The organism is Bacillus sp. EAC (genome assembly GCF_002156875.1).
Classification (GTDB): Bacteria; Bacillota; Bacilli; order Bacillales; family Bacillaceae_G; genus Gottfriedia.
Genome location: NZ_NCSY01000001.1, coordinates 213981 through 235963 on the forward strand (window position 1 = coordinate 213981; position 21983 = coordinate 235963).

Sequence of the window (21983 nt, forward strand, 5' to 3'; positions counted from 1 at the left end):
ATTCACAGTTTATTAAATGTTTCAGTTAAAACTGGTACAATTTGTTTTTTACGAGAAACTACACCTTTTAAAATAGCAGTGTTGTTTTCTAATGATACATTATATGCTTTTTCTACTGCATTAGCTGCATTACCTTTTACAACTGCAACAGAGTCATTTGTTAAAATATCAGTTACAACAAATAAGAATAAGTCTAAACCTTTTGAAGATACAATTCCTTCAAGCAAAGATTCTAATTCTTGTTGACGAGAAAGTACATCATTCGTATCAACTGCATTAACTTGAGCAATTTCAACTTTGTATTTACCCATTTGGAACTCTTTTGCGTCTAGTGAAACTAATGATTCAATAGACTTGTCTGCAAGATTAGCACCAGCTTTTAACATGTCCAATCCATAAACTTCAGCATTAACGCCTGCAATTTCAGCTAGTTCCTTAGCAGCAGCTACATCTTGATCCGTGCAAGTAGGTGATTTGAATAATAAAGTATCAGAAATAATTGCAGATAACATTAAACCTGCTACCTCTTTTTTAATGACAACATTATTTTCTCTATATAGTTTATTTAAGATTGTCGCCGTACATCCAACTGGTTCACAACGATAGTATAATGGATCACTTGTTTCAAAATTAGCAATACGATGATGATCGATTACTTCAAGTACACGAACATGATCAATATCATCAGCGCTTTGTTGTTTTTCATTATGGTCAACTAAAATTACATTGTTCGTTTCAGTTGCTACTTTTTCTACTAAACGAGGAGCCGCTGTTTTAAATGTATCAAGAGCAAATTGAGTTTCAGCACTAACTTCGCCTAATCGAATAGCCTCTGCATCTAATCCTAGTGCTTTTTTTAGTTCTGCATAAGCAATTGCAGAGCAAATCGTATCTGTATCTGGGTTTTTATGTCCGAAAACAAGAACTTTTTCCATCATGATTCTCCTAACTCATTCTTAAATTATTATGTTATAATACTTATTTTTAGTATGTATGTACGTAAATAACGCTTTGTCTAAAATGATCAAATAAATTAGAAATAGTTGATCATTACATAAAACGCTTCAATAATAATACCATATCAAAATAAAAAAGAATAGCCAAAAAGACTATTCTCTAAATAGTTAATCACCTGAATTTTCATATGACATTGTTTCTGTAATTGGCTCTTTCTTTGGCAGCCAATCAATCGGAATATGATCTACTGTAGGAACTTCCTCACGTAAAAGATCTTCAAAGTTGTTAATTTCAGCATTTGTATTCATTTTACCTTTATTTGATTTTGATTTACTCATAATCATTCTCCTTCACTACAAACTTAAACTTCTTACTTATCCTTTCTAGTTTGCGGAAAGATTTTTATCCTATTAATTTTATTTAATATTTTTAATAATGATTTCTGGTATTGCGATGTTTTTTCTTGGTTTAATGTTTTCCATTATAATTTCTGCAATATCATCTGGGTTCATCATTTTTGATGTTTTGTTTTCATCAAATATACCTGTCCAAAAATCTGTATTCATTCCGCCCATATATGCAGCAAACACTGAAATTGGCGTGCCAGTTAATTCAATAACTAAACTTTCAGTAAAACCTTTCACACCAAATTTGCTTGCACAATATACTGATTCAGTAGCTTTACCAATTAATCCTGCAGTTGAAACAATATTTACGATCGTTCCGCTATTTTGTTTTTTCATTTGCTTTAAAACTTCTCCAGAACAAAAGATTGTTCCTTTTAAATTAATATCAATCATACTATGAATAGCCTCTTCATCTAATTCTTCTGCAAGATTAAAAATGCCGACTCCTGCATTATTAAATAAAATATCAATTTGTCCATATGTGTGAACAATTGTATCAAATACCCTTTTAACGTCATTTAGTTTTGAAACATCAATCGTATGAATTGAATAATTATTTGGTAATTGTTTTCCTATTTCTTTTAATTTATTTTCGGTTCTACCTAATAAACAGACATGTGCACCCATTTCAGAGTATTTTTTTGCTAATGATGCACCTAAACCACTACCTGCACCTGTTATGACGATTACTCGATTTTTCATTTCGTTCCCAACTTTCAAATTTAAGTTTTATGTACGGATAGATTTCTTTATAGCAATTAAACCAAAACATGATACAATTGTAAAAGTGTTTGTTTAGGAGGTTGAAAAAATGAATACAAATAAAACGGGAAAAATTTCTCACTTTTTTAAATTGCTACTCCCAATCCTTATTACTCAAGTGACATTATTCTCGATGTCATTTTTTGATACAATTATGTCTGGTAATAGTAGTCCCCAAGACTTAGCAGGTGTTGCGATCGGTGTAAGTATTTGGATACCTATTAGTACAGGATTGACCGGAATATTAGTTGCAATTACAACGATGGTTGCAAATTTAAATGGTGCCAAGGAAAATGATAAAATTACTCCACTTGTAAAGCAAGCACTTTATTTAGCTGGAATTATTGCAATCGTTATTATTACTATTGGTATCTTCTCAATTCAACCAATCTTAAATCATATGAATCTAGAACCAAAAGTTCATCGCGTTGCACTTCATTTCTTACTCGCTTTATCTTTTGGAATTTTACCACTCTTTTTATACACAGTACTTCGTCAGTTTATAGATGGGTTAGGTAAAACAAGAACAACCATGATTATTACTGTCATTTCAGTTCCAGTTAATGTCATTTTAAATTACTTCCTTATTTTTGGAAAAGCAGGTCTACCGCAATTAGGTGGTGTTGGTTCTGGAGTAGCATCTGCAATTACGTATTGGATTATTTTTGGTTTAGCCTTATATATTATCAATACCAAAAGTCCCTTTAAATCCTTTAATATCTTTAAAAATTTTATTCCCATTTCGATTCCTACATGGAAGAGCATCCTAAAACTAGGTGTACCTATTGGACTAAGTATCTTTTTTGAAGTAAGTGTATTTTCAGTTGTTACTTTATTATTAAGCGAATTTGATACTGAAACGATTGCTGCTCATACAGTTGCAATGAACTTTGCAAGTATGCTTTATATGGTTCCTTTAAGTATTTCGATGGCTTTAACAATTGCAGTAGGTTATGAAGTTGGTGCGAATAATTTTCAAAATGCGAAAGAATATAGCAAGATTGGTCTAGTTATGGCTGTGTCGATTGCTACTATTTTTGGCGTTATAATCTATTTATTCAGATATGATGTAGCAGGATTATATACAAACGATCCTTCTGTTCAAACTTTAGCAGGTGAATTCCTAATCTTTGCAATACTGTTTCAATTATTTGATGCATTTGCAGCACCAATTCAAGGTGCTTTAAGAGGATATAAAGATGTGAATGTTACATTAATGATGATGATTTTAGCTTATTGGGTAATTGCATTACCAGTTGGATATGTCCTTTCAAATACTGATTTAGGTGCAAAAGGATACTGGGTCGGTTTAATCGTAGGTTTATCAGTCTCAGCTATTACGTTAACTTTCCGCTTATTTCAATTACAAATAAAAAAATTAAAGCTTTCTGAAGTTTAAAAAAGTATGGTGATTTTTCACCATACTTTTTTTACTATTAACTGACTTTAATTTAAAAATGATTGTAATATTTCCCTGTTTTTTTCAATATCTAACTCTAGTACTTCACCAACATTATCGTACCTTTTCGGAACATATGTATTATCTTGTGGTATTCTAAGAGTTTTGATTTCGTTGTTCTTCCCTCTTAACATAAAATCTGTACCTAATTTTACTAAGTCAAAAGATGAAAAATTAGTTTGAATATATGGTTGGATTAGACCTAATGTTTTCGGTACACTAGTTGTAATTCCTTTAACAGTAAGTACTTCATTTTTAATTGCATTTAGTACTTTTTGTTGTCTAGCCACTCTGTCAAAGTCACCCCTAGCATCATGTCTAAATCGAGCATATCCAAGTAATTCTTTACCGTGTAACTGTTGGACACCAGGTTGGAGAGTTACCCCGATATGGCTACTCATAGATTTTTCAACATCAACTGTAATACCTTGAGGAGCGATGACATCAATCATCTTCTCAAAACTTCTAAAGTCAATTATTGAATAGTATTCAAGTCCAATTCCAAAATTTTCTTGAATCGTTTGTCTTAACAATTCAACTCCACCAAATGAATATGCAGCATTTAATTTTTGATTTCCATGTCCAGGAATTGAAACATAACTATCTCTCATTAATGAAATTAATTTCGTTTCATGATTTTTTGTATATTGTAAGATCATTATTGAATCAGTTCTAGATCTTTCACCATTCTTATGTGCATCAACGCCAAGTAGTAATACATTGGTTTTATTAGGTATATCCACAGATTTAAATTCAATTTTTTTAGGACTATCAACGATGATGCTATTTTTATTTTTAGCTGCTAATTCCATTCCTTTTTTATATTGGTAATATCCATATCCTACTGTACTTAAAACTAAGCATAATAAGGCTACTGTAACAAATATACCGATTTTTTTCCATTTCCCTTTCTTTTTCGCTTTTTTTCTGTCTAATCTTGACATAACTTCCCCCTAAAACATGAATGATTAAAGAATTTTCTGAATGGTATTACTATAAATTATTTCGGCTAATTCTTTCTCCACTTCAAATCTCGATTTACTTCCTGAATCAAATTGACATCCATTTATGATGAAAATAATCCCAAATTGTTCTTCTTCATTCCAATATAAATTACTGATTAGTCCGTATGCTTCCCCTGCATGACCTATCATTTCATCATAATTTGTTAGAAAGTCATGACTTATATGAAATCCCAGTCCCATTTTACAAAAGAAATGATCCTCTTCCATTCTTGACCATTGCTTTGTTTTCATTTGCAAAGAAGTGTCCGGTTTCAATATTTGCGCATGATTAAAACTACCATTTAACATATGTGCTCTCAAGAATTTACTTAATTCAATTGCTGTTGTTCTAAGACCACCCTGAGGTTCAAATAGACCACCATGTGTTCCGGGAATATATTTATCAAAAAAATTGATAGGATATTCTTTTTTACCTTTATCGTCAATTGTAAGTTGATATTCCTTTGTTTCGTGATTCATCTCATACAAATTAGCAAGTTCATTTTCATTTCTTATATTAGAATAGGCAAATGCAACGTTATTCATGTTTAATGGAAAGAAAATAAATTGTTGAATATACTGATCAAAACGTAATCCAGCTACTTTTTCAATTATCGCTCCACAGATGATTGCACCTATATTTGAATAAACCCAATCAAATTGACTACCTGGTGGCCAATTTCCCCAAATTTTGTTTGAATAATATTTTCCATCTTCTACTAACAATTCCTTAAGCCCCAGAGTGAAATCATTATGTCCATCCTTTATGAATTTTGCATATACACTATTCGATTCATCATCTGAATTTAGTGAAGAGGTATGAGTTAAAATTTGTCTTAATGTAATGTTAGCAGTCGGGTAATTGGGATTCTTAACTTGGAAACCCAGATACTCGCTAATATCTTGATCTAAAATGATCAATTGTTTTTCCACTAATTGCATAATTGCGGTTGCTGTAAATAATTTACTAATTGAAGCAATTCGAAACATCGTTTTTTCCGTTACTGGTTCATTTGTTTCTAAATTACGTGAACCATAAGAATCAGCCCAAATGAGATTCTCTTTATAAACAACTGCTGCTTGCAGGCCAACAATTTTATATTTCTTCATCGTAGCCTCGATTTGTTTTTTAAATAAATGCCTATTTTTTAGTTCATCACTTTTAATCATTTTAAAGACTCCAATACTGTGTTTTTGTTAAGAAAAATTGTAAAAACATGTAAATTTTATAAGTGAAAAAAATTATTTTAAATGAAGCGTTTTCAAAACTATTTTGATATTGTAATAGACCTAACATGTTGCTAAAATGAATCTTATGAAAATGGATGTTGGGGGATAGCAAAGAATGATTTTGATTGAGGTTTTTGTATATGCGGGGATTATTGCAGCTAGTATTTCAGGCACACTAGTTGGTATTAAAAAGAAATTGGACTTATTTGGTGTTGTTTTTTTAGCTGCATGTACAGCGCTCGGCGGTGGATTAATACGCGATATGATATTAGGTCAATCCGTACCTAATGTGTTTATTAAACCTCAATATTTTATTGTATGTACGGTCATATCAATTTTAACTTGGTTATTTTATCAACGAACAATGCAATTTCAACATACTTTAATAATTACGGATGCAATCGGTCTTGGTGTATTTACTGCAGTAGGTTCTTATTCTGCCATTGATCATGGATTAAAAGGTGCATTCCTAATCGTTTCAATGGGATTAATTACAGGTATTGGTGGCGGTATTATGCGTGACGTTTTTGCAAGAGAAATTCCATTCGTATTTCAAAAAGAAATCTATGCAATTGCTGCGATCATCGGTGCAATATCAATTTTATTCACGTATGGTGAATTTTCTAAATTAGCCTCATTATATATTTGTTTTACTATAACTACACTGATCAGGATTATTTCAGTTCGATATAAAATCAACTTCCCTATTCGTAATGTGAATGATAAATCATTCTTAATGTAAGCCTACTTTTCAAGTTAGGATTTTTTTTAGCCCTAAGCTAAGATTACTTAGTTTAGGGCTCTATTTTATTTTGAAATACTTTGTGTTTCTTGAAATTCTTTAAATAATATTTCTTTTTGAACATATTCTGTTAACTCTTTAACAACATCACTTACTTTTGTAAACGATTCCTCTTTTACATTTGTTCCATCTTCTGTAAAATCAACTGGATCTAATACAAGTTGTAGTGGTAAAGCATATCCATATACTCCACGGATAACAGTTCTCATATTATTTAATGCATTTATCCCACCTTTTCCTCCACCTGCGACAGCTAGTAAAGATATAGGTTTCTTTTTAAATGGTTCAGAACCTAAATGTTCAATCATGTTTTTTAATGCACCACTCATTGCGTTATTGTATTCTGGTGTACAAAATACAATTCCATCTGCCTTGATTAGTGTTTCTCGAACTGATTTAACGACTTCTAACTCTTTTTGTTCTGGCTCTCCATTATATAGAGGTAGCTCCTCAACAGATAAATCTAATAATGAAAAATTAAATACTTCTGCAATTTGTTTTGCTAAGTTTCTAGTTCTACCGAAAGTTCTAGGTGTTCCGTTAATTACGACGATATTCAAATTAATTTCCCCTCACTAAGTAAATTTATTGTCCAAATCTAACTTTCGACAAACTTTTTTGTAAATCCTCTAAACTACTTTAAATAATAGTATAAAATATATCTAGAAAATTTCCTAATCTTTTAATAGATTGTATTAGTTTAAGAACACAATAAAAAAATATCTAATTTACAAAGAATTATTCAACTTTAAGCTATTTCTTAGTTGGAATTAAGAAAGTGCACTTTTTTTAGATTATTGTCTTTGTAGAGTTTTTTAAAATTTAACTATAAATCTTGAAATCTCCATATTTAATAGAAACAACGTTTACAAATACAGCCAAAATTAAAGATTTTCTAAAATGGTATAAGACGTGAATTTAGTATATACTTATTTGACAGAATATTTAAATTCCAAAAAATGAAGGTGATTTGAATTGGGGAAAATGGAGATTAATAAAAAGGCTACGCTTAGCATTATTTTTGCAATGATTACCTTTGGTACAGTTGGATTTATTGCTCCAAAAACAGGACTTAAAGCAATCGACTTAGTATTTATTCGGTGCATATTTGCAAGTGTATTTTTATTTTTTGTCTGGTACACTACCGGGATTTATAAAAAAGAAATCTATCATAAAAAAGATATTCTATTATCATCATTTAGCGGAGTATTATTAGTTTTAAACTGGGTATTTTTATTTAAATCCTTCGAAAATTTATCAGTTACAATCTCAATTTCAATCTATTATTTAGCTCCTGTTATTTTATTTTTAATCGGAAGTTTAATCTATAAGGAAAAAATAACACTTATTCCTTTAATCGGAGTACTAATTAGTTTTATAGGCTCGATCCTTTTATCTGGTCTAAATTCTGACTTTAATTTAAAAACTCTCTTCTCTTCAGGAGTTGTATGGGCATTTTTAGCCGCTATTTTTTACGGTTTCTTAATGATTGTAAATAAAGGTATTACAAAAACAAGCTCATACTTTACAACTTTAGTACAAACTACATTAGGCTTTTTATTACTAATACCATTTGTCAAATTTAATTCTTTTCTAAATTTACATATCGAAAATTGGACTTTTATCATCATAATAGGTTTCGTTCATACCGGGATTATTTACGCATTATTCTTTGGTAATATTCGATTTTTACCGGCTAAAACAATCGCTGTTTTAACATTTTTAGATCCTGCTGTAGCAATTGTATTAGATACATTGATTACAGGATTTAAACCAACTTTACTTCAAATAATCGGAATCATCCTTACTTTTTCGGGTATTGCTTTAATCATGCTTATTAATTCAAATAAAAATAAAACACAAAATTCTAACGAAAAAATTGCAAATTAAGTAGTTTAAGTAAAAAGGATGACAACATTATTGTCAAAATATACTAAAAGGACTATAATATAGTCATAAAGAATATACTAAAAAGAGATGTGCTGCATACACATCTCTTCCGAGTAGTAATTGCAAAGTTGCTTTCCTCGGATCCAGTGAATATAGCCACCACATCCATTCGAGGGGTAGGGTGGTTATTTTCTTTTATTCAAAGAAACGACGATACCGATTACGCTTAAGATTACGGATGCAGTAATACCAATACTTTGCATTATTAAAGTTGCAATCTCATAACCAGTCACCATATCACCCCCCTCCAACCGAAGAAAGGCACCTACCACAACTCTACTCTACCTAATTTTACCATAAGCTATGAAAAAATACCAGAATATACGTTCTGTTTTTTTACGAAATTCTAGATTTATTCTAAGGTTTAGATCTTAAAATATCTCCTACCTTGAAGCACTTCATTTGCTAGAATTTTCGTGCTATTCAATATTCTGAATCGCTACGTATACCTTTTCTTTAAGAATTACCGCTTCTCACTCTGCGCGCCTAATTTATATTTCCCTACTCCTCATCTAAAAATATGAATTTTATTTCATTCTATTATTTTTCATTACCCTTTCTCTTTTTAATTTAGAGTCCCCTTTATTTTTCAAAAAATTTTACTTTACAGTGAAATTAAATTTCTGTTTTTTATATTAAATCTTGAAATTAAATTTCATTTTTTTATAGACAATACTTTCCAATTTTGATAGTTTTAAATTATGAAAGCGCTACAAAATTTAATAGAAAGCATGGTGGATAACTTATGAAGAGAAGAAAAATTGGGAAATATGTTCTTGCTGTTACAGTTGGAGCATCACTATTATTACCACAAATTTCAACTGTAAGAGCAGAAACTACTTCACAGTACACGGTTCCTCCAAAACATGAATTACGAGCTGCTTGGATTGCTTCAGTAACGAATATTGATTGGCCTTCAGCCACTGGATTATCTGTTATGCAGCAAAAATCTGAGTTTATTAAACTATTAGATGATGTAGAGAAAATGGGTATGAATTCAGTAGTAGTACAAATTAAACCAACCGCTGACGCATTTTATCCATCCCAGTATGGCCCTTGGTCTAAATATTTAACTGGTACACAAGGAAAAGATCCAGGATATGATCCACTTGCATTTATGGTTGAAGAAGCACATAAGCGCAATATCGAATTTCATGCATGGTTTAATCCCTATCGAATTACAATGCCTCGTACTGCACTAGGTGATGCAACATTAGAGGACTTAAATTCTCTAGCAGAATCTCACCCTGCAAGAAAACATCCTGAATGGGTTATTCCTTATGGTAAGCAATTGTATTTTGATCCAGGTATTCCAGAAGCACGTCAGTTTATCATTGATGGCATCATGGAAGTGGTTAAGAAATATGATATTGATGCTGTTCATTTGGACGATTATTTCTACCCATATCGTATTGCTGGCAAAGAATTTCCCGACCAAGCAACCTATGTAAAATATGGTGAACATTTGTTTGCAAACAAAGATGATTGGCGCCGTGACAATGTAAATCAATTTGTAAAAGAAGTTCATGAAAGTATAAAAAAAGAAAAAAGTTATGTGAAATTTGGTATCAGCCCATTTGGTGTATGGCGTAATATTGCAAATGATCCAACTGGCTCAAATACAACAGCGGGACAAACGAATTTTGATGATTTGTTCGCAGATACAAGAGAATGGATTAATAAAGAATACGTTGATTATATTACTCCGCAAATCTACTGGAATATTGGATTTGAACCGGCTTCTTACGACATACTAGCAAATTGGTGGACTAAAGAAGTACAAGGTAAAAACGTTGATTTATATATTGGACAAGCAGATTACAAAATTAATGCCAATAATGAAGCTTGGGCTCTTCCAGACGAACTACCAAATCAGATCGCGTTAAATCGCTCTATTCCAGAAATAAAAGGAAGTATGCATTTTTCAATTAAAGACTTAAATAATAATCCACTTGGAATTAAGGATCGTTTAAGCCAAGATGTATATAAAACAAAAGCATTAATCCCTTCAATGCCTTGGATTGATGATCAAGCACCGAAGAAACCAAAATTTGAAGGAGCTAAAAAATCATCAGAAGGCATTAAGCTTACAATAAATAATCATTCCTCTGATAAAGATACGGCATATTTCGTAGTCTATCGCTTCGACGGAATGAATAAAGTTAATATAGAAGATGCTAGAAACATTTTAACTACTATACGAAAATCGGACTCTGGCAAAACGACGTATCTTGATACAACTGCGGACCAAAGCAAAGATTATACTTATGTCATTACTGCAGTAGATCGCATTCATAATGAAAGTAAAGAAAGCAAACAATTCAAAGTAAAAGGAAATAAAAAATAACTTCACATATTTAACGGTTATGAATAATTAAAGAGCTTCCCTTAATACTAAGGAAGCTCTTTTTCTATATTATATGAAAATATATTTGTTTTCTAAACTCCAGACTTCATAATAACAGCTTTAATCATAAAATAACTAATATCTGAATGAAGCTCTTCTTTAATGGGTTTTAGCTTTTCACTACCAACAAGATTAATTACTCCTTGTATTTGTTCTTCTATATCATTTGGAACTAATTCATGCCAATTGAAATTTTCATCCTCTACTGCACTTTGAAGTATGTGGTTTTCTATTGTTACAGTATTTAAACCTCTTTGTTTTGCTATATCTTTGATGGATAATCCATCCTTATAAGATTCATAGGATATTTGATGAGACGGTATTTTATCTTTTGTAGAGATAATTGATGATTTGGATACCGTTTGTTCTATTTGATGCTCTTCTTTATATTTCTTTATTATCTCAATAAATTGTGCCCCAAATCTTTGTTGCTTTTGAATGCCTACTCCCTTTGCTAATAAAAACTCTTCTTCGGTGGTCGGAAGTAAATGACATAGGTCCTTTAACGTACTATCAGAAAAGACTACAAATGGTGGTACACCAAGTTCAGCTGCAATTTCTTTTCGCAATTTTCGAAGTAGATCAAATAACTCATCGTTTGAATTCGTCGATACAATTACAATTTCTTCTTTTTTCATTACTTGTACTTTATTTAAAAGTACTTCTCTTCCTTTATTTGTTACTCTCAATAAAGGAAATTTACCATCTGTCACGCCGATATATTGCTCCGAAGTTAAGAAGTCGATTAAATCACCAACATTTTTTAATGTTCGATTTTTCAACAATCCATAAGTTGTTAATTCATGGAAATTAAACTCTAGTAATTTTTTATTCGAAGACCCTGTTAATACTGAAGCAACCATCGTTTTGCCAAATCGCTCACCCATTCGAATAATACAAGATAACACAATTTGAGCATCAGTCGTTATATCAATCGCTGAACGGTTATCAATACAATTACTACATTTTCCACATGAATGCTCATTATGATCGCCGAAATAATTTAAAATAAATGCCTGTAAACATGTTTCACAGTAACTATAATCTTTCATCGATTGTAGTTTCTGAATTTCTTGCTTCTGCCTACCGAAATCATAAGTAGACTGTTCAATTAAAAACCTTTGAATTTGAACATCCTGAGCATTAAAAAGTAAAATACATTCACTTTCCAACCCATCACGGCCAGCCCTTCCAGCTTCTTGATAATAACTTTCCATATTTTTGGGCATTTGGTAGTGTATAACGTACCGCACATTACTTTTATCAATACCCATTCCAAATGCATTTGTTGCAACCATTACATTTAAATCATCCTGTAAAAATGCATCTTGTTGCATCGATCTTTCTGCATCGCTTAATCCCGCATGATATTTGCCTACAGATATTCCCTGCTTTTTTAATTGATTCATTACATTATCTACTTCTTTTCTTGTTGCAGCGTAGATGATACCAGATTCATTTTTATTTTGTTTTATATAGTTAGAAATAAAATCCAGTCGATTTTGCCCTTTAATTACTTTAAAGGATAAATTTTCTCTTTCAAACCCAGTTACAATTGCACTTTCTTCATCGATTCCTAATTGTGAACAAATGTCTGTTTTAACTTGGGGGGTTGCTGTTGCAGTGAGAGCAAGAATTGTTGGCTCCGATGGTAACTCTTGAATTAAATTTTTAATACGTAGATAGCTTGGTCTAAAATCATGTCCCCAAGATGAAATACAGTGAGCCTCGTCTACTGCCACAAGTAAAATGGGTAAATTTTTCAATTCATTAATAAAGCTTTCTGATTCTAACCTCTCAGGTGCAACATACAGTATTTTATATTCTCCGTATCGTAAATCCATTAATCTTTCATTTACTTCATTGTAAGAAAGTGAACTATTGATAAAAGTGGCTGGGATTCCAACTTGATGTAGAGAATCCACTTGATCTTTCATAAGAGAGATTAAAGGAGATATGACGAGGGTAACTCCTTGGAGGATGGTTGCTGGAATTTGATAACAAATCGACTTTCCACCACCTGTTGGCATAATACCAGCAGTATGTTTACCTGACAAAACTCTTTCAATTATTTGCTCTTGTCCAATTCTAAAATTTTCATATCCAAAATATTTTTGTAAGTTTTTTCTTGCTATGGTTATCATTCGTTCCTCCTTTTATGATTTCTTTATCTTCTTTTTTATTTTACTATAAAGAAATTGAAGTAAGTAATTTTCTTAAGCTATTCTCGAAATTTGTATTATCTTCTTTTTGACGTTTTTTAGGGCCTTTTACCCTTCCTCCTGCATTCCGAATCTTTTTTGAAACATAACGAGTATGTAATAGTGAATCAATATTTTCATTTGTATAATAAAAGCCGTTTTGATTTATAACAAATGCTTGTTTTGACAATACCATTGCCGCTAAACCATAATCTTGAGTTATGACAATATCACCTTTTGACACTCGATTTACTAAAGCAAAATCAACTGCGTCTGCCCCTTGAGAAATGACAATTGTTTCTGCACCTTCTCTTTCCATCGTATGAGCTGTGTCACATAGTAAAAGAACATCAATTCTATATTCTTTTGCAATTTGAATCGTTTCGTTTACGACCGGACATCCATCAGCATCAATTAAGATTTTCATAATTCTCCTCCTTTTCAAGCTGATCAATTAATGATTTAGTTTCTTCGGCTGACAAACTTCTCCATTTACCGATTTCTAGATCAGCTAAATTTAGTTTCATAATTCGAATTCTTCGTAGATTTATCACTTTATAACCAAAGCTCTTAGCCATTTTCCGAATTTGGCGATTCAGACCTTGTGTTAAAATAATTCGAAACGTAAACTCATTTATTTGCGATACTTTGCATTTCTTAGTAACTATATCCCCAATTAACACTCCGTTTGACATCCCTTTTATAAAATCATTATCAATCGGTTTATCAACAGTAACGATATATTCTTTCTCGTGGCCATGTTCGCTATGTAAAATTTTATTTGCAATAGGACCATCGTTCGTAAGAATAATCAGACCTTCTGAGTCCTTATCTAAACGGCCTACTGGAAACAATCTGACTGGATAATTTATAAAGTCAATTATGTTTCCTTGAACGGTTCTCAAACCAGTGCATGTAATTCCAACGGGTTTATTCAAAATAATATAATGATTTTCGGTTGATGGACTAATAACTTCCCCGTTGACCTCAATCACATCATTTTCTTCAACAATACTGTTTTTTTCCGCAATTACACCATTTATTGTCACTTGACCTGATGCAACTAGTCTCTCAGCTGCACGTCTTGAGCAAAATCCTGCCGAGCTGATAAATACATTAATTCTCAATTGCCATTCCTCTTTTTTTAAACATTTATTTCATCATAACAAAAAGTGTTGTGACATAACAGCTATCACAACACTTCTTCACATTTAATTAACTTTTGCTGCCTCTTTTAAGAATTGGACAAATTCAATATGATTCTGTTCTTCCGCAATTTGAATAGGTGTCTTTTCGGATTTATTTACAATTTGTTTTGCTCCATATTCAACTAATCGCTTTGCTATATGAATATTTCCTTCAAAGGCAGCAATATGTAAGGGAGTATGACCTTCACTATCAACTAGATTACAATCTGCACCATTTGTAAGCAAATAATCGATGATTTCCATTGATTTCGCTCCAGCAATTCCAGCGTGAAGAGCAGTGTTTTTTGGGATAAACGGCAGTTTCGAATGAGAAATGGCGTTAATATTTGCCCCATATTGTATGAGAGTTTTAACAACATCCACTTTACCATAGTGAGCAGCAATCCCAAGTAAAGTTAAACCATGTTCATTTTCTTCATTACTTAGTTCTGGTTTTCCACATAAAATTATCTCCACTTTATTACTGTCACCTAATTCAGCAGCCTCGAATAACACAGAAATTTCATTTGTCATCATACTCTCTCCTTTAATCTATCATTTCTTTCTATTTCTAAATGATCAATAAATTGTTTGAACTTCTTATTTCTTTTTCGGGCTTCTTCAAATTCAATGGATATTAAATTGAAAGAACTCCCTTCTTGTAATTGAACTATTTTCCATAGATCTGAGTAAATAACAGTACCCAATGTGATATACCCTCCAGTCGTTTGACTATCAGCAAGTAGGATAATTGGTTGTCCATTAGGTAAAAGTTGGATTGTTCCAAATGTTACACCCTCAGATAGAATATTTGATTCGATTTGTTGTAGACTTGTCTGAGTAGTTCTTAAATACATTCCCATTCGATTACTAGATTCAACTATAAGTTCATCAAGCAATATAGCCTCTTTCACAAATTCTGGTATCTTTTCATAGTGACTACTTTTAATAAAATGAACACATAATTTGTCATGGTGTTTAGGAATATATTTTCTAATTAATCCTATTTTTGTCGGTTTAAATGAAGTGTCTGTATTTCCATAAATAATCGTATCATTTGTAAAATTAAGTCCAAAACCGGCAAGTAAATAAGAAGATTGACTGTCAAAATCTGATTTGCTATTAATTCCACCATGTACGGAAACATAAGCATAAACTCCACTTTTTGGTCCATTAAATGAGAGGAAATCTCCTTTGTTAACCACAATTACTTTATACATATCAACTAAATTTCCATTTATAGTTGCTGAAAGATTTGCTCCTGTAATAACAATTGAAACATCATTTAGAGCCATTAAGACTGTTCCACCAATCGCAATTTCGATACTAGCCATATTTCTGGAATTTCCGATTAGTAGATTTCCAATTTGATATGCAAAGTGATCCATCGCACCTGATAAAGGGACTCCTAAATGTCTAAATTTTTCCCTACCACTATCTTGTATTGTAACTTGAACACCTTTTTTTAAAACTTTAAATATTGCTCTCAATACTTACGACACTCCAATTGGAAGAATATGTATGTTTCTCTTTTTGAATTCACTTTTTAATTCTGTTGCTAAACGAACTGCAATTTGAGAATCACTATGTAAGCAAATCGTATCTGCTTGAATTTGAATTGTTTTACCATTGATTGCTGTCACCGATTGAGTCGTAACAATTTTAATTGCTTGATTAATTGCATCTTGAGTATTTTCAAAAACTGCATTTGAGTTATTACGACTCACTAATGAACCATCATCATTATATGTACGATCAGCAAAAACTTCTGAAGCAAATGGAATATTACATTCACTTGCTGCATCTTTCATCTTACTATTCGCAAGTCCATATAAAATTAAATTGGGATCAAATGCTTTAATAGCTTTTGAGATTGCTATAGCTAGCGTACTATCCTTTGCAGCCATATTATATAGCGCACCATGTGGTTTAACATGATGCAATTCAACATTTTGTGCTTTGCAAACCGAATAGATTGCGCCAATTTGATATAAAACTAATTGATATATTTCATCCTCTGTAAACTTCATTTCCCTTCGTCCAAATCCAAGTAAATCTGGAAAGCTAGGATGCGCGCCAACAGAAACTCCGTATTTTTTTGCAAGTCTAACAGTTTCGTATAATATAAAAGGATCTCCTGCATGAAATCCACACGCTATATTTGCAGAAGTGATATGAGGTAAAATTTGTTCATCGTTTAATTTGTAATTTCCAAAACTTTCTCCAATATCACAGTTTAAATCAATTTTAATCAAAAAGATGCACTTCCTTATGTATGAAATAATCTCCCTCTTCAAATGATTGTTTCAACCTAAAAAATTCTAATTCGTTAATCGCTTTAAACTTTAAAAAATCTCCTGGTTTAAACATTTCATACGTTGAGGAAAAAATTGAAATAGGTGTTCTTCCAATAATATTCCAACCTCCAGGTGAATCGAAAGGATAGATTCCTGTTTGTTCTCCTGCTATTCCCACAGAACCAGCTTCGACCATTTTCGGTTTTATTAATCTTTGAGTAGCTAGTTTAGAATTGAGTCCTCCTAGATATGGAAAACCTGGTAAAAATCCAATCATATAGATTTGATATTTTTTTTCTTGATGGAATTCAATCACATCTTTTACAGTCAATTGGTTCGCATTCGCAACACGTTCAATATCTGGTGCGAATTGAGTGTTATAGCAAACAGGTATTTCAAAACATAGGTGCTCTCTCTTTTTTGGAAAATCAATCATTTCCTCGTAAAAACCCTCTAGCTCTGCTTTTAATTCCAAATAAGAATAGTTTAAGGAATCATAATAGAGAGTTATAGAGTGATAAGATGGAACAATTCCTTTAAATTTAGTACCTATTTTCGATTGAACTATCAAAGAAAAAGAATGAACTTCTTGGTTTGTTTTCGTAGAAATTGAATCTCCAAAATAACAAATAAGTCCAGAGCATCCTAATGGGAAGATGCTAATTGATTTATTACTCATTTTTACTTATGATTTCAATTGCAAGTTTAATGGATTTCGTTAAATCTGCTTGAGACCAGCTCGGTAATTTCCGGTCAAGCACAGCAAGTTCATGAGATGCAGGAATATGAATAAAACCACTTGGTACCATACTTCCTTGTTTCATGATTTCATAAAGCATTTGATACATGACATTATTACATAAATACGTTCCAGCTGAGTTTGAGATTTCAGCTGGATATTTGTGCTCATTTAATGAATCCGTAATTTGTTGGATTGGAAGTGACGAAAATAGCCCATCTGGTCCTTCCTCTTTAATTTTCTTACCAATATATTTATTTCCTTTATTATCAGCGGCTCCATCATTGCAGTTAATCGCAATCCGCTCAGGCGTAATTGTAGATCGTCCTCCAGCTAAACCTAATGAAACCACGGCATTTGGATTGATTTCGTGAAACAACTTACTTATGTTTTCTCCAGCTAAGTTAAAATCGACAGGCAAAATTTTTCCAATAATTTTAAAAGAACCTATGATTTCTCCATCTAATTCATTAACAATTTCTTCCGTTGGATTAATTGGAAAGTTTAAAAAAGGTTCAAATCCCGTTAATAGTAAAGTTTTCAATTTATCAAAACCCTTCAATTAGAATCATTGTTGCAATATTCTACAAATTACTTATGATATCCTTTTAATACCGATTTTTTCTATAAATCATTTATAGTAAAAAAAACCTTATCCAATAAGGATAAGGTCTGATTTCATTTTATTACTTAAGTGAGTACAAAAAATTCTCAACTTGCTTTACATGATGCTGATCATGTTCATTAAAATCTTCTATTAAATAATAAAATGTAAATGGCTCATTTGTTTGTGGATTTTTCGTTTGTCCATTAATACTGATCACTTTGCTTGAAAACTGTTCATTCTGAATAAAAAGTTCTACTAGATTGTTTCTTAAATTAATCGCTTTTTCGATGACCTCTTTAAAGTGGGTATCTTTTACTAGTTTAGCTGATTCCTGGTTATATTCATTAATATTTGGAAAATCAATTTTAGCATTTTCTAATAGTGATGGAATTCCTTCTTTGATTAGATACTCGTCCCATCTACACAAATGCGCAACAATTTCCTTAACTGTAAATTTCCCTTCAGAAATTGGCATGTTCATACTTCCCTCATTCTTTAACAGTAATGAGTTATACCAATTAACTAAATCCTTTAGCATAATTAGATTTTTATCCATGTTAAGTCTCCTTACTAAATGATTTTAAATAATTTGAGAAGACATCTCTTTCTTTTCAATTACTATTATATTACTCTGATTATTATGTATTAAAAGAGATTGAACGATTTCTTAAAAGAATAAAATAAACGCACCTATAATCGCGTTTTTTCATAGATTAATAAATTGATGATTGCTATTAAATAAATAAAATCACCTTATAAAGAAATCCCCATCCCAGTCAAAACTAAGAATGAGGATTTCCATTTTTGAAACGCTACCTACGACATTCCTATTTCCCTCAACTATTTCCAAAAATTCATCTGACTCTCGATCGTATGTTCATCCACATAATTTTTTTGTAGGGCAAAAGGACAACTTAAATTATATTGTTTAATGTCATCATTTATGTCCTTCAACATTTTTTTTATTTCCAACGAAGATCCTTCTAGTTTCATCGCTGAAACTATTGTTTCGAGTTTGGAATAAATTTTTTTCTGCTTTGATAACCAATCAGGCTTGTAACCTGACTTTTTTATAACTGTCGTTAATAAATCATCTTTCAAATGTTCTTTTGGAAGTGGCTTCCCTAACCCAGGTAAGTTTTCAAAACCACCTTCTTTTTCATGACGTTTTACAATTTCATCTAACCAATCGACATATTTCCCATTATTATCCATAACAAGGTCACCTCGGCTTGAATTTGTATTACATATTATTCAATAGATTAAATTAATGCTAATTACGGCGGCAAATTAATCATCGTTGTATTTGGTTTAAGTTAAAACGTATGAACCTTCTTTTTTAGTAGAATGTTCACGTTTTTCTTTATTTACAAACTCAAAATCTTTTAATTCAGGGAATTTATCTTCTAAATCATCTTTGTCTGATCTTTTTGAGGCAGATGGCTTATTTATCATTTTCTCAATTCCAAGTTTAATTAAATTAAATGCAAAAATCGTTATGATAAATGCGACACTTGGCCCGATAATTACCCATGGGTCAATCGATAGCTCAAAAAAGTTACTTCCGATCATTGCAGACCATTCATTAGCCTTCGACATTGGTCGATCAACACCTAAATCTAAGTGGAGAATCATCAGACCCCCGATAAATAACTTAAATACACCTAATTGTGTTAATAAAAATAAAGTTTGGATCGTTTGTTGGACGAATAAAAGTAATAATCTAGTTCTTAAAAATGGGAAGACATGTTTGCGCTGAAGCCAGATTGTATTTGCTCCTATAATTTTTGAACTAATAATAAAATCATTTTTTAAATATGCCCTTACTTCTTCGCCAATTGTATTCATTAAAATAGGTATAGCAATTATGATTAATAATAGTAATTGTAAAAAAATTGTTTGCTCTTTCGAATGACTATATCCTGAATCTAATAGTCGAAAAAATGGCAATAAGATGATAACTGCAGGCACAAATCGGAACGCATTAAATATCGGTTCGATGACAAAGCCTATTTTCTTATTCACAAATCCGTAAAATGATCCGAACAGAACTCCGAATAGAACTCGCATTAATCCTACAACAAGGGCAATTGCTATCGTATATTTAGCACCGTCAATTACCATCCAAAAAACATCCCTGCCATATCGATCCACGCCTAATAAAAAGTCTAAACTTGGTGGATATCCGTATGTACCAATCATTTTACCTTCATCATTATATAAAAATGTTGGCGGTGGTTTTAAAGTATCTTTAATAAAGTACGTATAGATAAAACTAAAAGCAATTAATCCAAAGATAATCAGACATCCTACTATAATCGGTATATAGTTTTTAAGATTTTTCATGAAAGTTCAATTTCTCCTTTCAATCGAACGACTATAAACTTAAAAATCAAATCTAAAATATAAAAGGGTATAAACAATAGCACAAGTGCCATAAAGAAAATTTCAGGCGCACTAGTATTTTTAAATAAGAATGAAAAATAGCCATTCATATTCAATAAATATTCAACAATTAACAAATTTGAGATGATGACCCAAAAGATCAATTTTGTATTCGATAAAAGTGTAATCGTTACATTTCGCAAAATATGCTTCACTAAAACCCACGATTTAGATAACCCCTTTGCTCTAGCATACTCTACATAATCTTTTATTTTTTCTTCTTCAATTGATAAAAATATCATTTGGAATAATTGAACAGTTGGGATGATCGAAACGACCAAAATTGGTAAAAAGTATACATTCGAATCCACTCCAGCGACTGGATCAATGATTAAGTTTCCAGTCTTATGATAAATCCATATAAAAAATAGTTGCAATGCAACAATCATCACAACATCTGGGATAGATTGAAGGAAAAATAGAATACTTGAAATAATTGCTTTAATTTTTTTTGGAGCCATATAAGCGAGAAATGCAAGAATTAAAGCTACTAGTATTGAACAGATGAACGCACTTAGTAATATTGTAAATGAGTATACATATGGGTCTTTTACTACTGTATAAAAAGGCACATAATTTAAATCACTTATATTAACTTGTAAATCTTTAAAAAAGAAAAAGCTCCAAAAAAAGATTTGTAGTTGATTCCATAATTCGATCAATCTTTCTCCCTTTGGTAAAAAAATACTAAAAGATGTGGCAGTAATTAAACCGATTCCAAAAATAGTAAATAAAAATTGAAAAAAATGTTTTGATATTATTTTACTAGTTTGTATCATAACTTAACTTTTACACAATCTGATTGTTTAATTGTGTAAACTCCCCTCCTTTTCTTGTTTAACTTTTTTTGAAGCAAAGTATAAAAACCCACTGTTTCGTAAATCGTACTTCCAAAATGTCCCATATAATTTAATATAGAAATATTTCCCGTCATTTTTCTTCGTTAGGCCAGGAGTAATTGAACGTATGTTTTGTCCGTTTTCACCATATTTTTCTTGAATATTTTTTGGTTGCTCTTCTGGTTTAAATAATAAATATCCTGTTACATTTTTGTTCTCAATATCAGCGGTAAATTGCTTATCAAAACTACCTTCTTCATCAGTTGTAAAAGTTGAATGATAAATTGTTTTTTTATGATCATCATCTTTTATAATAAATTCGAATTTAGCATCTTTTGGCAATGATGAATCCACTTTAATCGCAATATGATTAGCATCGAATCCCCCATCTGTATTTATGAGTATATCTTGAGGTGGTTTTTTTATTGTGCACCCACTTAATACAAGCGCTGTTATTGTAAGTAAACAAATCTGCTTAATTTTCTTCATATGTATTTAAAAAAACTCCTTTCTTACAAAATTGTTCAAAAATAACAAAATTGTTTCTATAATTATCGGAATATATTTAATCTTATCAAAATAATGACAAAATGTGCAGTTTAATTGTTTAAATTTTCTATTTTATCGAATAATTTTACACTTTATATTTCTAAATTAAAGTATAATAGACTCGTATCATCTATTAATAAA

At 31.2% G+C, this 21983-nt stretch carries 23 protein-coding genes; 4 read left to right on the forward strand and 19 right to left on the reverse strand.

Annotated elements, in window-relative coordinates; genetic code table 11:
- Positions 1 to 2 precede the first annotated feature (2 nt).
- The 3 genes from B7R65_RS00935 to B7R65_RS00940 form a co-directional block, all read right to left on the reverse strand.
- Positions 3 to 935 (reverse strand): manganese-dependent inorganic pyrophosphatase, encoded by a 933-nt coding sequence (locus B7R65_RS00935; protein ID WP_088040871.1) that lies wholly within the window; start codon positions 933 to 935, stop codon positions 3 to 5.
- A gap of 189 nt (positions 936 to 1124) precedes the next feature.
- A complete protein-coding gene (locus B7R65_RS21180) occupies positions 1125 to 1295 on the reverse strand; it encodes a hypothetical protein (RefSeq protein ID WP_179194724.1) in 171 nt (56 codons plus the stop codon).
- 78 nt (positions 1296 to 1373) lie between these two features.
- Positions 1374 to 2066: an SDR family oxidoreductase gene (locus B7R65_RS00940; RefSeq protein WP_088040872.1), complete on the reverse strand. Its 693-nt coding sequence runs from the start codon at positions 2064 to 2066 to the stop codon at positions 1374 to 1376.
- Between the two features lie 109 nt (positions 2067 to 2175).
- Between B7R65_RS00940 and B7R65_RS00945 the strand changes: the two genes are divergently transcribed.
- Positions 2176 to 3525, forward strand: coding sequence for an MATE family efflux transporter (locus B7R65_RS00945; RefSeq protein WP_088040873.1), 1350 nt, complete (start codon positions 2176 to 2178; stop codon positions 3523 to 3525).
- A 47-nt stretch (positions 3526 to 3572) separates the two neighbouring features.
- Here the strand turns inward: B7R65_RS00945 and B7R65_RS00950 are convergent, their stop codons facing one another.
- Together B7R65_RS00950 and B7R65_RS00955 are read right to left on the reverse strand one after the other, a co-directional pair.
- A complete protein-coding gene (locus B7R65_RS00950) occupies positions 3573 to 4529 on the reverse strand; it encodes an LCP family protein (RefSeq protein ID WP_088040874.1) in 957 nt (318 codons plus the stop codon).
- Between the two features lie 24 nt (positions 4530 to 4553).
- Positions 4554 to 5759, reverse strand: a complete 1206-nt coding sequence (locus tag B7R65_RS00955; RefSeq protein WP_088040875.1) for a serine hydrolase domain-containing protein — start codon at positions 5757 to 5759, stop codon at positions 4554 to 4556.
- Positions 5760 to 5934: 175 nt separating this feature from the next.
- Here B7R65_RS00955 and B7R65_RS00960 point away from each other — a divergent pair, with 175 nt between their 5' ends.
- On the forward strand, positions 5935 to 6561 hold the full coding sequence (locus B7R65_RS00960) for a trimeric intracellular cation channel family protein (protein WP_088040876.1): 627 nt from the start codon (positions 5935 to 5937) through the stop codon (positions 6559 to 6561).
- 65 nt (positions 6562 to 6626) lie between these two features.
- Here the strand turns inward: B7R65_RS00960 and B7R65_RS00965 are convergent, their stop codons facing one another.
- Complete coding sequence (locus B7R65_RS00965; protein ID WP_088040877.1) at positions 6627 to 7181, reverse strand: NADPH-dependent FMN reductase; 555 nt, start codon at positions 7179 to 7181, stop codon at positions 6627 to 6629.
- A gap of 424 nt (positions 7182 to 7605) precedes the next feature.
- On the opposite strand from B7R65_RS00965, the gene B7R65_RS00970 reads away from it, so the two are divergent.
- Both B7R65_RS00970 and B7R65_RS00975 read left to right on the forward strand, forming a co-directional pair.
- Positions 7606 to 8511 carry a DMT family transporter gene (locus B7R65_RS00970; RefSeq protein ID WP_088041277.1) on the forward strand — a complete coding sequence of 302 codons (906 nt, stop codon included), beginning with the start codon at positions 7606 to 7608 and terminating at the stop codon, positions 8509 to 8511.
- Positions 8512 to 9316: 805 nt separating this feature from the next.
- Complete coding sequence (locus B7R65_RS00975) at positions 9317 to 10918, forward strand: glycoside hydrolase family 10-like protein (protein ID WP_088040878.1); 1602 nt, start codon at positions 9317 to 9319, stop codon at positions 10916 to 10918.
- Positions 10919 to 11010: 92 nt separating this feature from the next.
- On the opposite strand, the gene recQ is transcribed toward B7R65_RS00975, so the two are convergent.
- The 13 genes from recQ to B7R65_RS01040 form a co-directional block, all read right to left on the reverse strand.
- Positions 11011 to 13122 carry a DNA helicase RecQ gene (gene recQ, locus B7R65_RS00980; RefSeq protein ID WP_088040879.1) on the reverse strand — a complete coding sequence of 704 codons (2112 nt, stop codon included), beginning with the start codon at positions 13120 to 13122 and terminating at the stop codon, positions 11011 to 11013.
- A 43-nt stretch (positions 13123 to 13165) separates the two neighbouring features.
- Entirely contained in the window at positions 13166 to 13609 is a 444-nt protein-coding gene (locus tag B7R65_RS00985) for a YaiI/YqxD family protein (RefSeq protein WP_088041278.1), read from the reverse strand.
- Positions 13590 to 14306 (reverse strand): pseudouridine synthase, encoded by a 717-nt coding sequence (locus B7R65_RS00990; RefSeq protein ID WP_088040880.1) that lies wholly within the window; start codon positions 14304 to 14306, stop codon positions 13590 to 13592. Before B7R65_RS00990 ends, B7R65_RS00985 begins: the two co-directional genes overlap by 20 nt.
- 84 nt (positions 14307 to 14390) lie before the next feature.
- Positions 14391 to 14900, reverse strand: a complete 510-nt coding sequence (locus tag B7R65_RS00995; protein ID WP_179194725.1) for an ankyrin repeat domain-containing protein — start codon at positions 14898 to 14900, stop codon at positions 14391 to 14393.
- A complete protein-coding gene (locus B7R65_RS01000) occupies positions 14900 to 15856 on the reverse strand; it encodes a 5-oxoprolinase subunit C family protein (RefSeq protein WP_088040882.1) in 957 nt (318 codons plus the stop codon). Before B7R65_RS01000 ends, B7R65_RS00995 begins: the two co-directional genes overlap by 1 nt.
- Positions 15857 to 15859: 3 nt before the next feature.
- A complete protein-coding gene (locus B7R65_RS01005) occupies positions 15860 to 16618 on the reverse strand; it encodes a 5-oxoprolinase subunit PxpA (RefSeq protein ID WP_179194745.1) in 759 nt (252 codons plus the stop codon).
- Entirely contained in the window at positions 16614 to 17342 is a 729-nt protein-coding gene (gene pxpB, locus B7R65_RS01010; RefSeq protein ID WP_088040884.1) for a 5-oxoprolinase subunit PxpB, read from the reverse strand. Before pxpB ends, B7R65_RS01005 begins: the two co-directional genes overlap by 5 nt.
- A complete protein-coding gene (locus B7R65_RS01015; RefSeq protein ID WP_088040885.1) occupies positions 17335 to 17946 on the reverse strand; it encodes a pyroglutamyl-peptidase I in 612 nt (203 codons plus the stop codon). The genes pxpB and B7R65_RS01015 overlap by 8 nt, the downstream gene beginning before the upstream one ends.
- 142 nt (positions 17947 to 18088) lie before the next feature.
- A complete protein-coding gene (locus B7R65_RS01020; RefSeq protein WP_088040886.1) occupies positions 18089 to 18565 on the reverse strand; it encodes a DinB family protein in 477 nt (158 codons plus the stop codon).
- A 284-nt stretch (positions 18566 to 18849) separates the two neighbouring features.
- Complete coding sequence (locus tag B7R65_RS01025) at positions 18850 to 19224, reverse strand: DnaJ family domain-containing protein (RefSeq protein ID WP_088040887.1); 375 nt, start codon at positions 19222 to 19224, stop codon at positions 18850 to 18852.
- Between the two features lie 96 nt (positions 19225 to 19320).
- Positions 19321 to 20355 carry a peptide ABC transporter permease gene (locus tag B7R65_RS01030; protein WP_088040888.1) on the reverse strand — a complete coding sequence of 345 codons (1035 nt, stop codon included), beginning with the start codon at positions 20353 to 20355 and terminating at the stop codon, positions 19321 to 19323.
- Positions 20352 to 21116: an ABC transporter permease subunit gene (locus B7R65_RS01035; RefSeq protein WP_179194726.1), complete on the reverse strand. Its 765-nt coding sequence runs from the start codon at positions 21114 to 21116 to the stop codon at positions 20352 to 20354. Before B7R65_RS01035 ends, B7R65_RS01030 begins: the two co-directional genes overlap by 4 nt.
- Before the next feature lie 144 nt (positions 21117 to 21260).
- Positions 21261 to 21782 carry a hypothetical protein gene (locus B7R65_RS01040; RefSeq protein WP_088040890.1) on the reverse strand — a complete coding sequence of 174 codons (522 nt, stop codon included), beginning with the start codon at positions 21780 to 21782 and terminating at the stop codon, positions 21261 to 21263.
- Between the last annotated feature and the right edge of the window lie 201 nt (positions 21783 to 21983).

Excerpts from the sequence above, each read along its gene's own strand:
- B7R65_RS00935 (WP_088040871.1), bottom strand. The coding sequence starts at position 935 with ATGGAAAAAGTTCTTGTTTTCGGACATAAAAACCCAGATACAGATACG.
- B7R65_RS21180 (WP_179194724.1), bottom strand. The coding sequence starts at position 1,295 with ATGAGTAAATCAAAATCAAATAAAGGTAAAATGAATACAAATGCTGAA.
- B7R65_RS00940 (WP_088040872.1), bottom strand. The coding sequence starts at position 2,066 with ATGAAAAATCGAGTAATCGTCATAACAGGTGCAGGTAGTGGTTTAGGT.
- B7R65_RS00945 (WP_088040873.1), top strand. The coding sequence starts at position 2,176 with ATGAATACAAATAAAACGGGAAAAATTTCTCACTTTTTTAAATTGCTA.
- B7R65_RS00950 (WP_088040874.1), bottom strand. The coding sequence starts at position 4,529 with ATGTCAAGATTAGACAGAAAAAAAGCGAAAAAGAAAGGGAAATGGAAA.
- B7R65_RS00955 (WP_088040875.1), bottom strand. The coding sequence starts at position 5,759 with ATGATTAAAAGTGATGAACTAAAAAATAGGCATTTATTTAAAAAACAA.
- B7R65_RS00960 (WP_088040876.1), top strand. The coding sequence starts at position 5,935 with ATGATTTTGATTGAGGTTTTTGTATATGCGGGGATTATTGCAGCTAGT.
- B7R65_RS00970 (WP_088041277.1), top strand. The coding sequence starts at position 7,606 with ATGGAGATTAATAAAAAGGCTACGCTTAGCATTATTTTTGCAATGATT.
- B7R65_RS00975 (WP_088040878.1), top strand. The coding sequence starts at position 9,317 with ATGAAGAGAAGAAAAATTGGGAAATATGTTCTTGCTGTTACAGTTGGA.
- recQ (WP_088040879.1), bottom strand. The coding sequence starts at position 13,122 with ATGATAACCATAGCAAGAAAAAACTTACAAAAATATTTTGGATATGAA.
- B7R65_RS00995 (WP_179194725.1), bottom strand. The coding sequence starts at position 14,900 with ATGACAAATGAAATTTCTGTGTTATTCGAGGCTGCTGAATTAGGTGAC.
- pxpB (WP_088040884.1), bottom strand. The coding sequence starts at position 17,342 with ATGAGTAATAAATCAATTAGCATCTTCCCATTAGGATGCTCTGGACTT.
- B7R65_RS01020 (WP_088040886.1), bottom strand. The coding sequence starts at position 18,565 with ATGGATAAAAATCTAATTATGCTAAAGGATTTAGTTAATTGGTATAAC.
- B7R65_RS01025 (WP_088040887.1), bottom strand. The coding sequence starts at position 19,224 with ATGGATAATAATGGGAAATATGTCGATTGGTTAGATGAAATTGTAAAA.
- B7R65_RS01030 (WP_088040888.1), bottom strand. The coding sequence starts at position 20,355 with ATGAAAAATCTTAAAAACTATATACCGATTATAGTAGGATGTCTGATT.
- B7R65_RS01040 (WP_088040890.1), bottom strand. The coding sequence starts at position 21,782 with ATGAAGAAAATTAAGCAGATTTGTTTACTTACAATAACAGCGCTTGTA.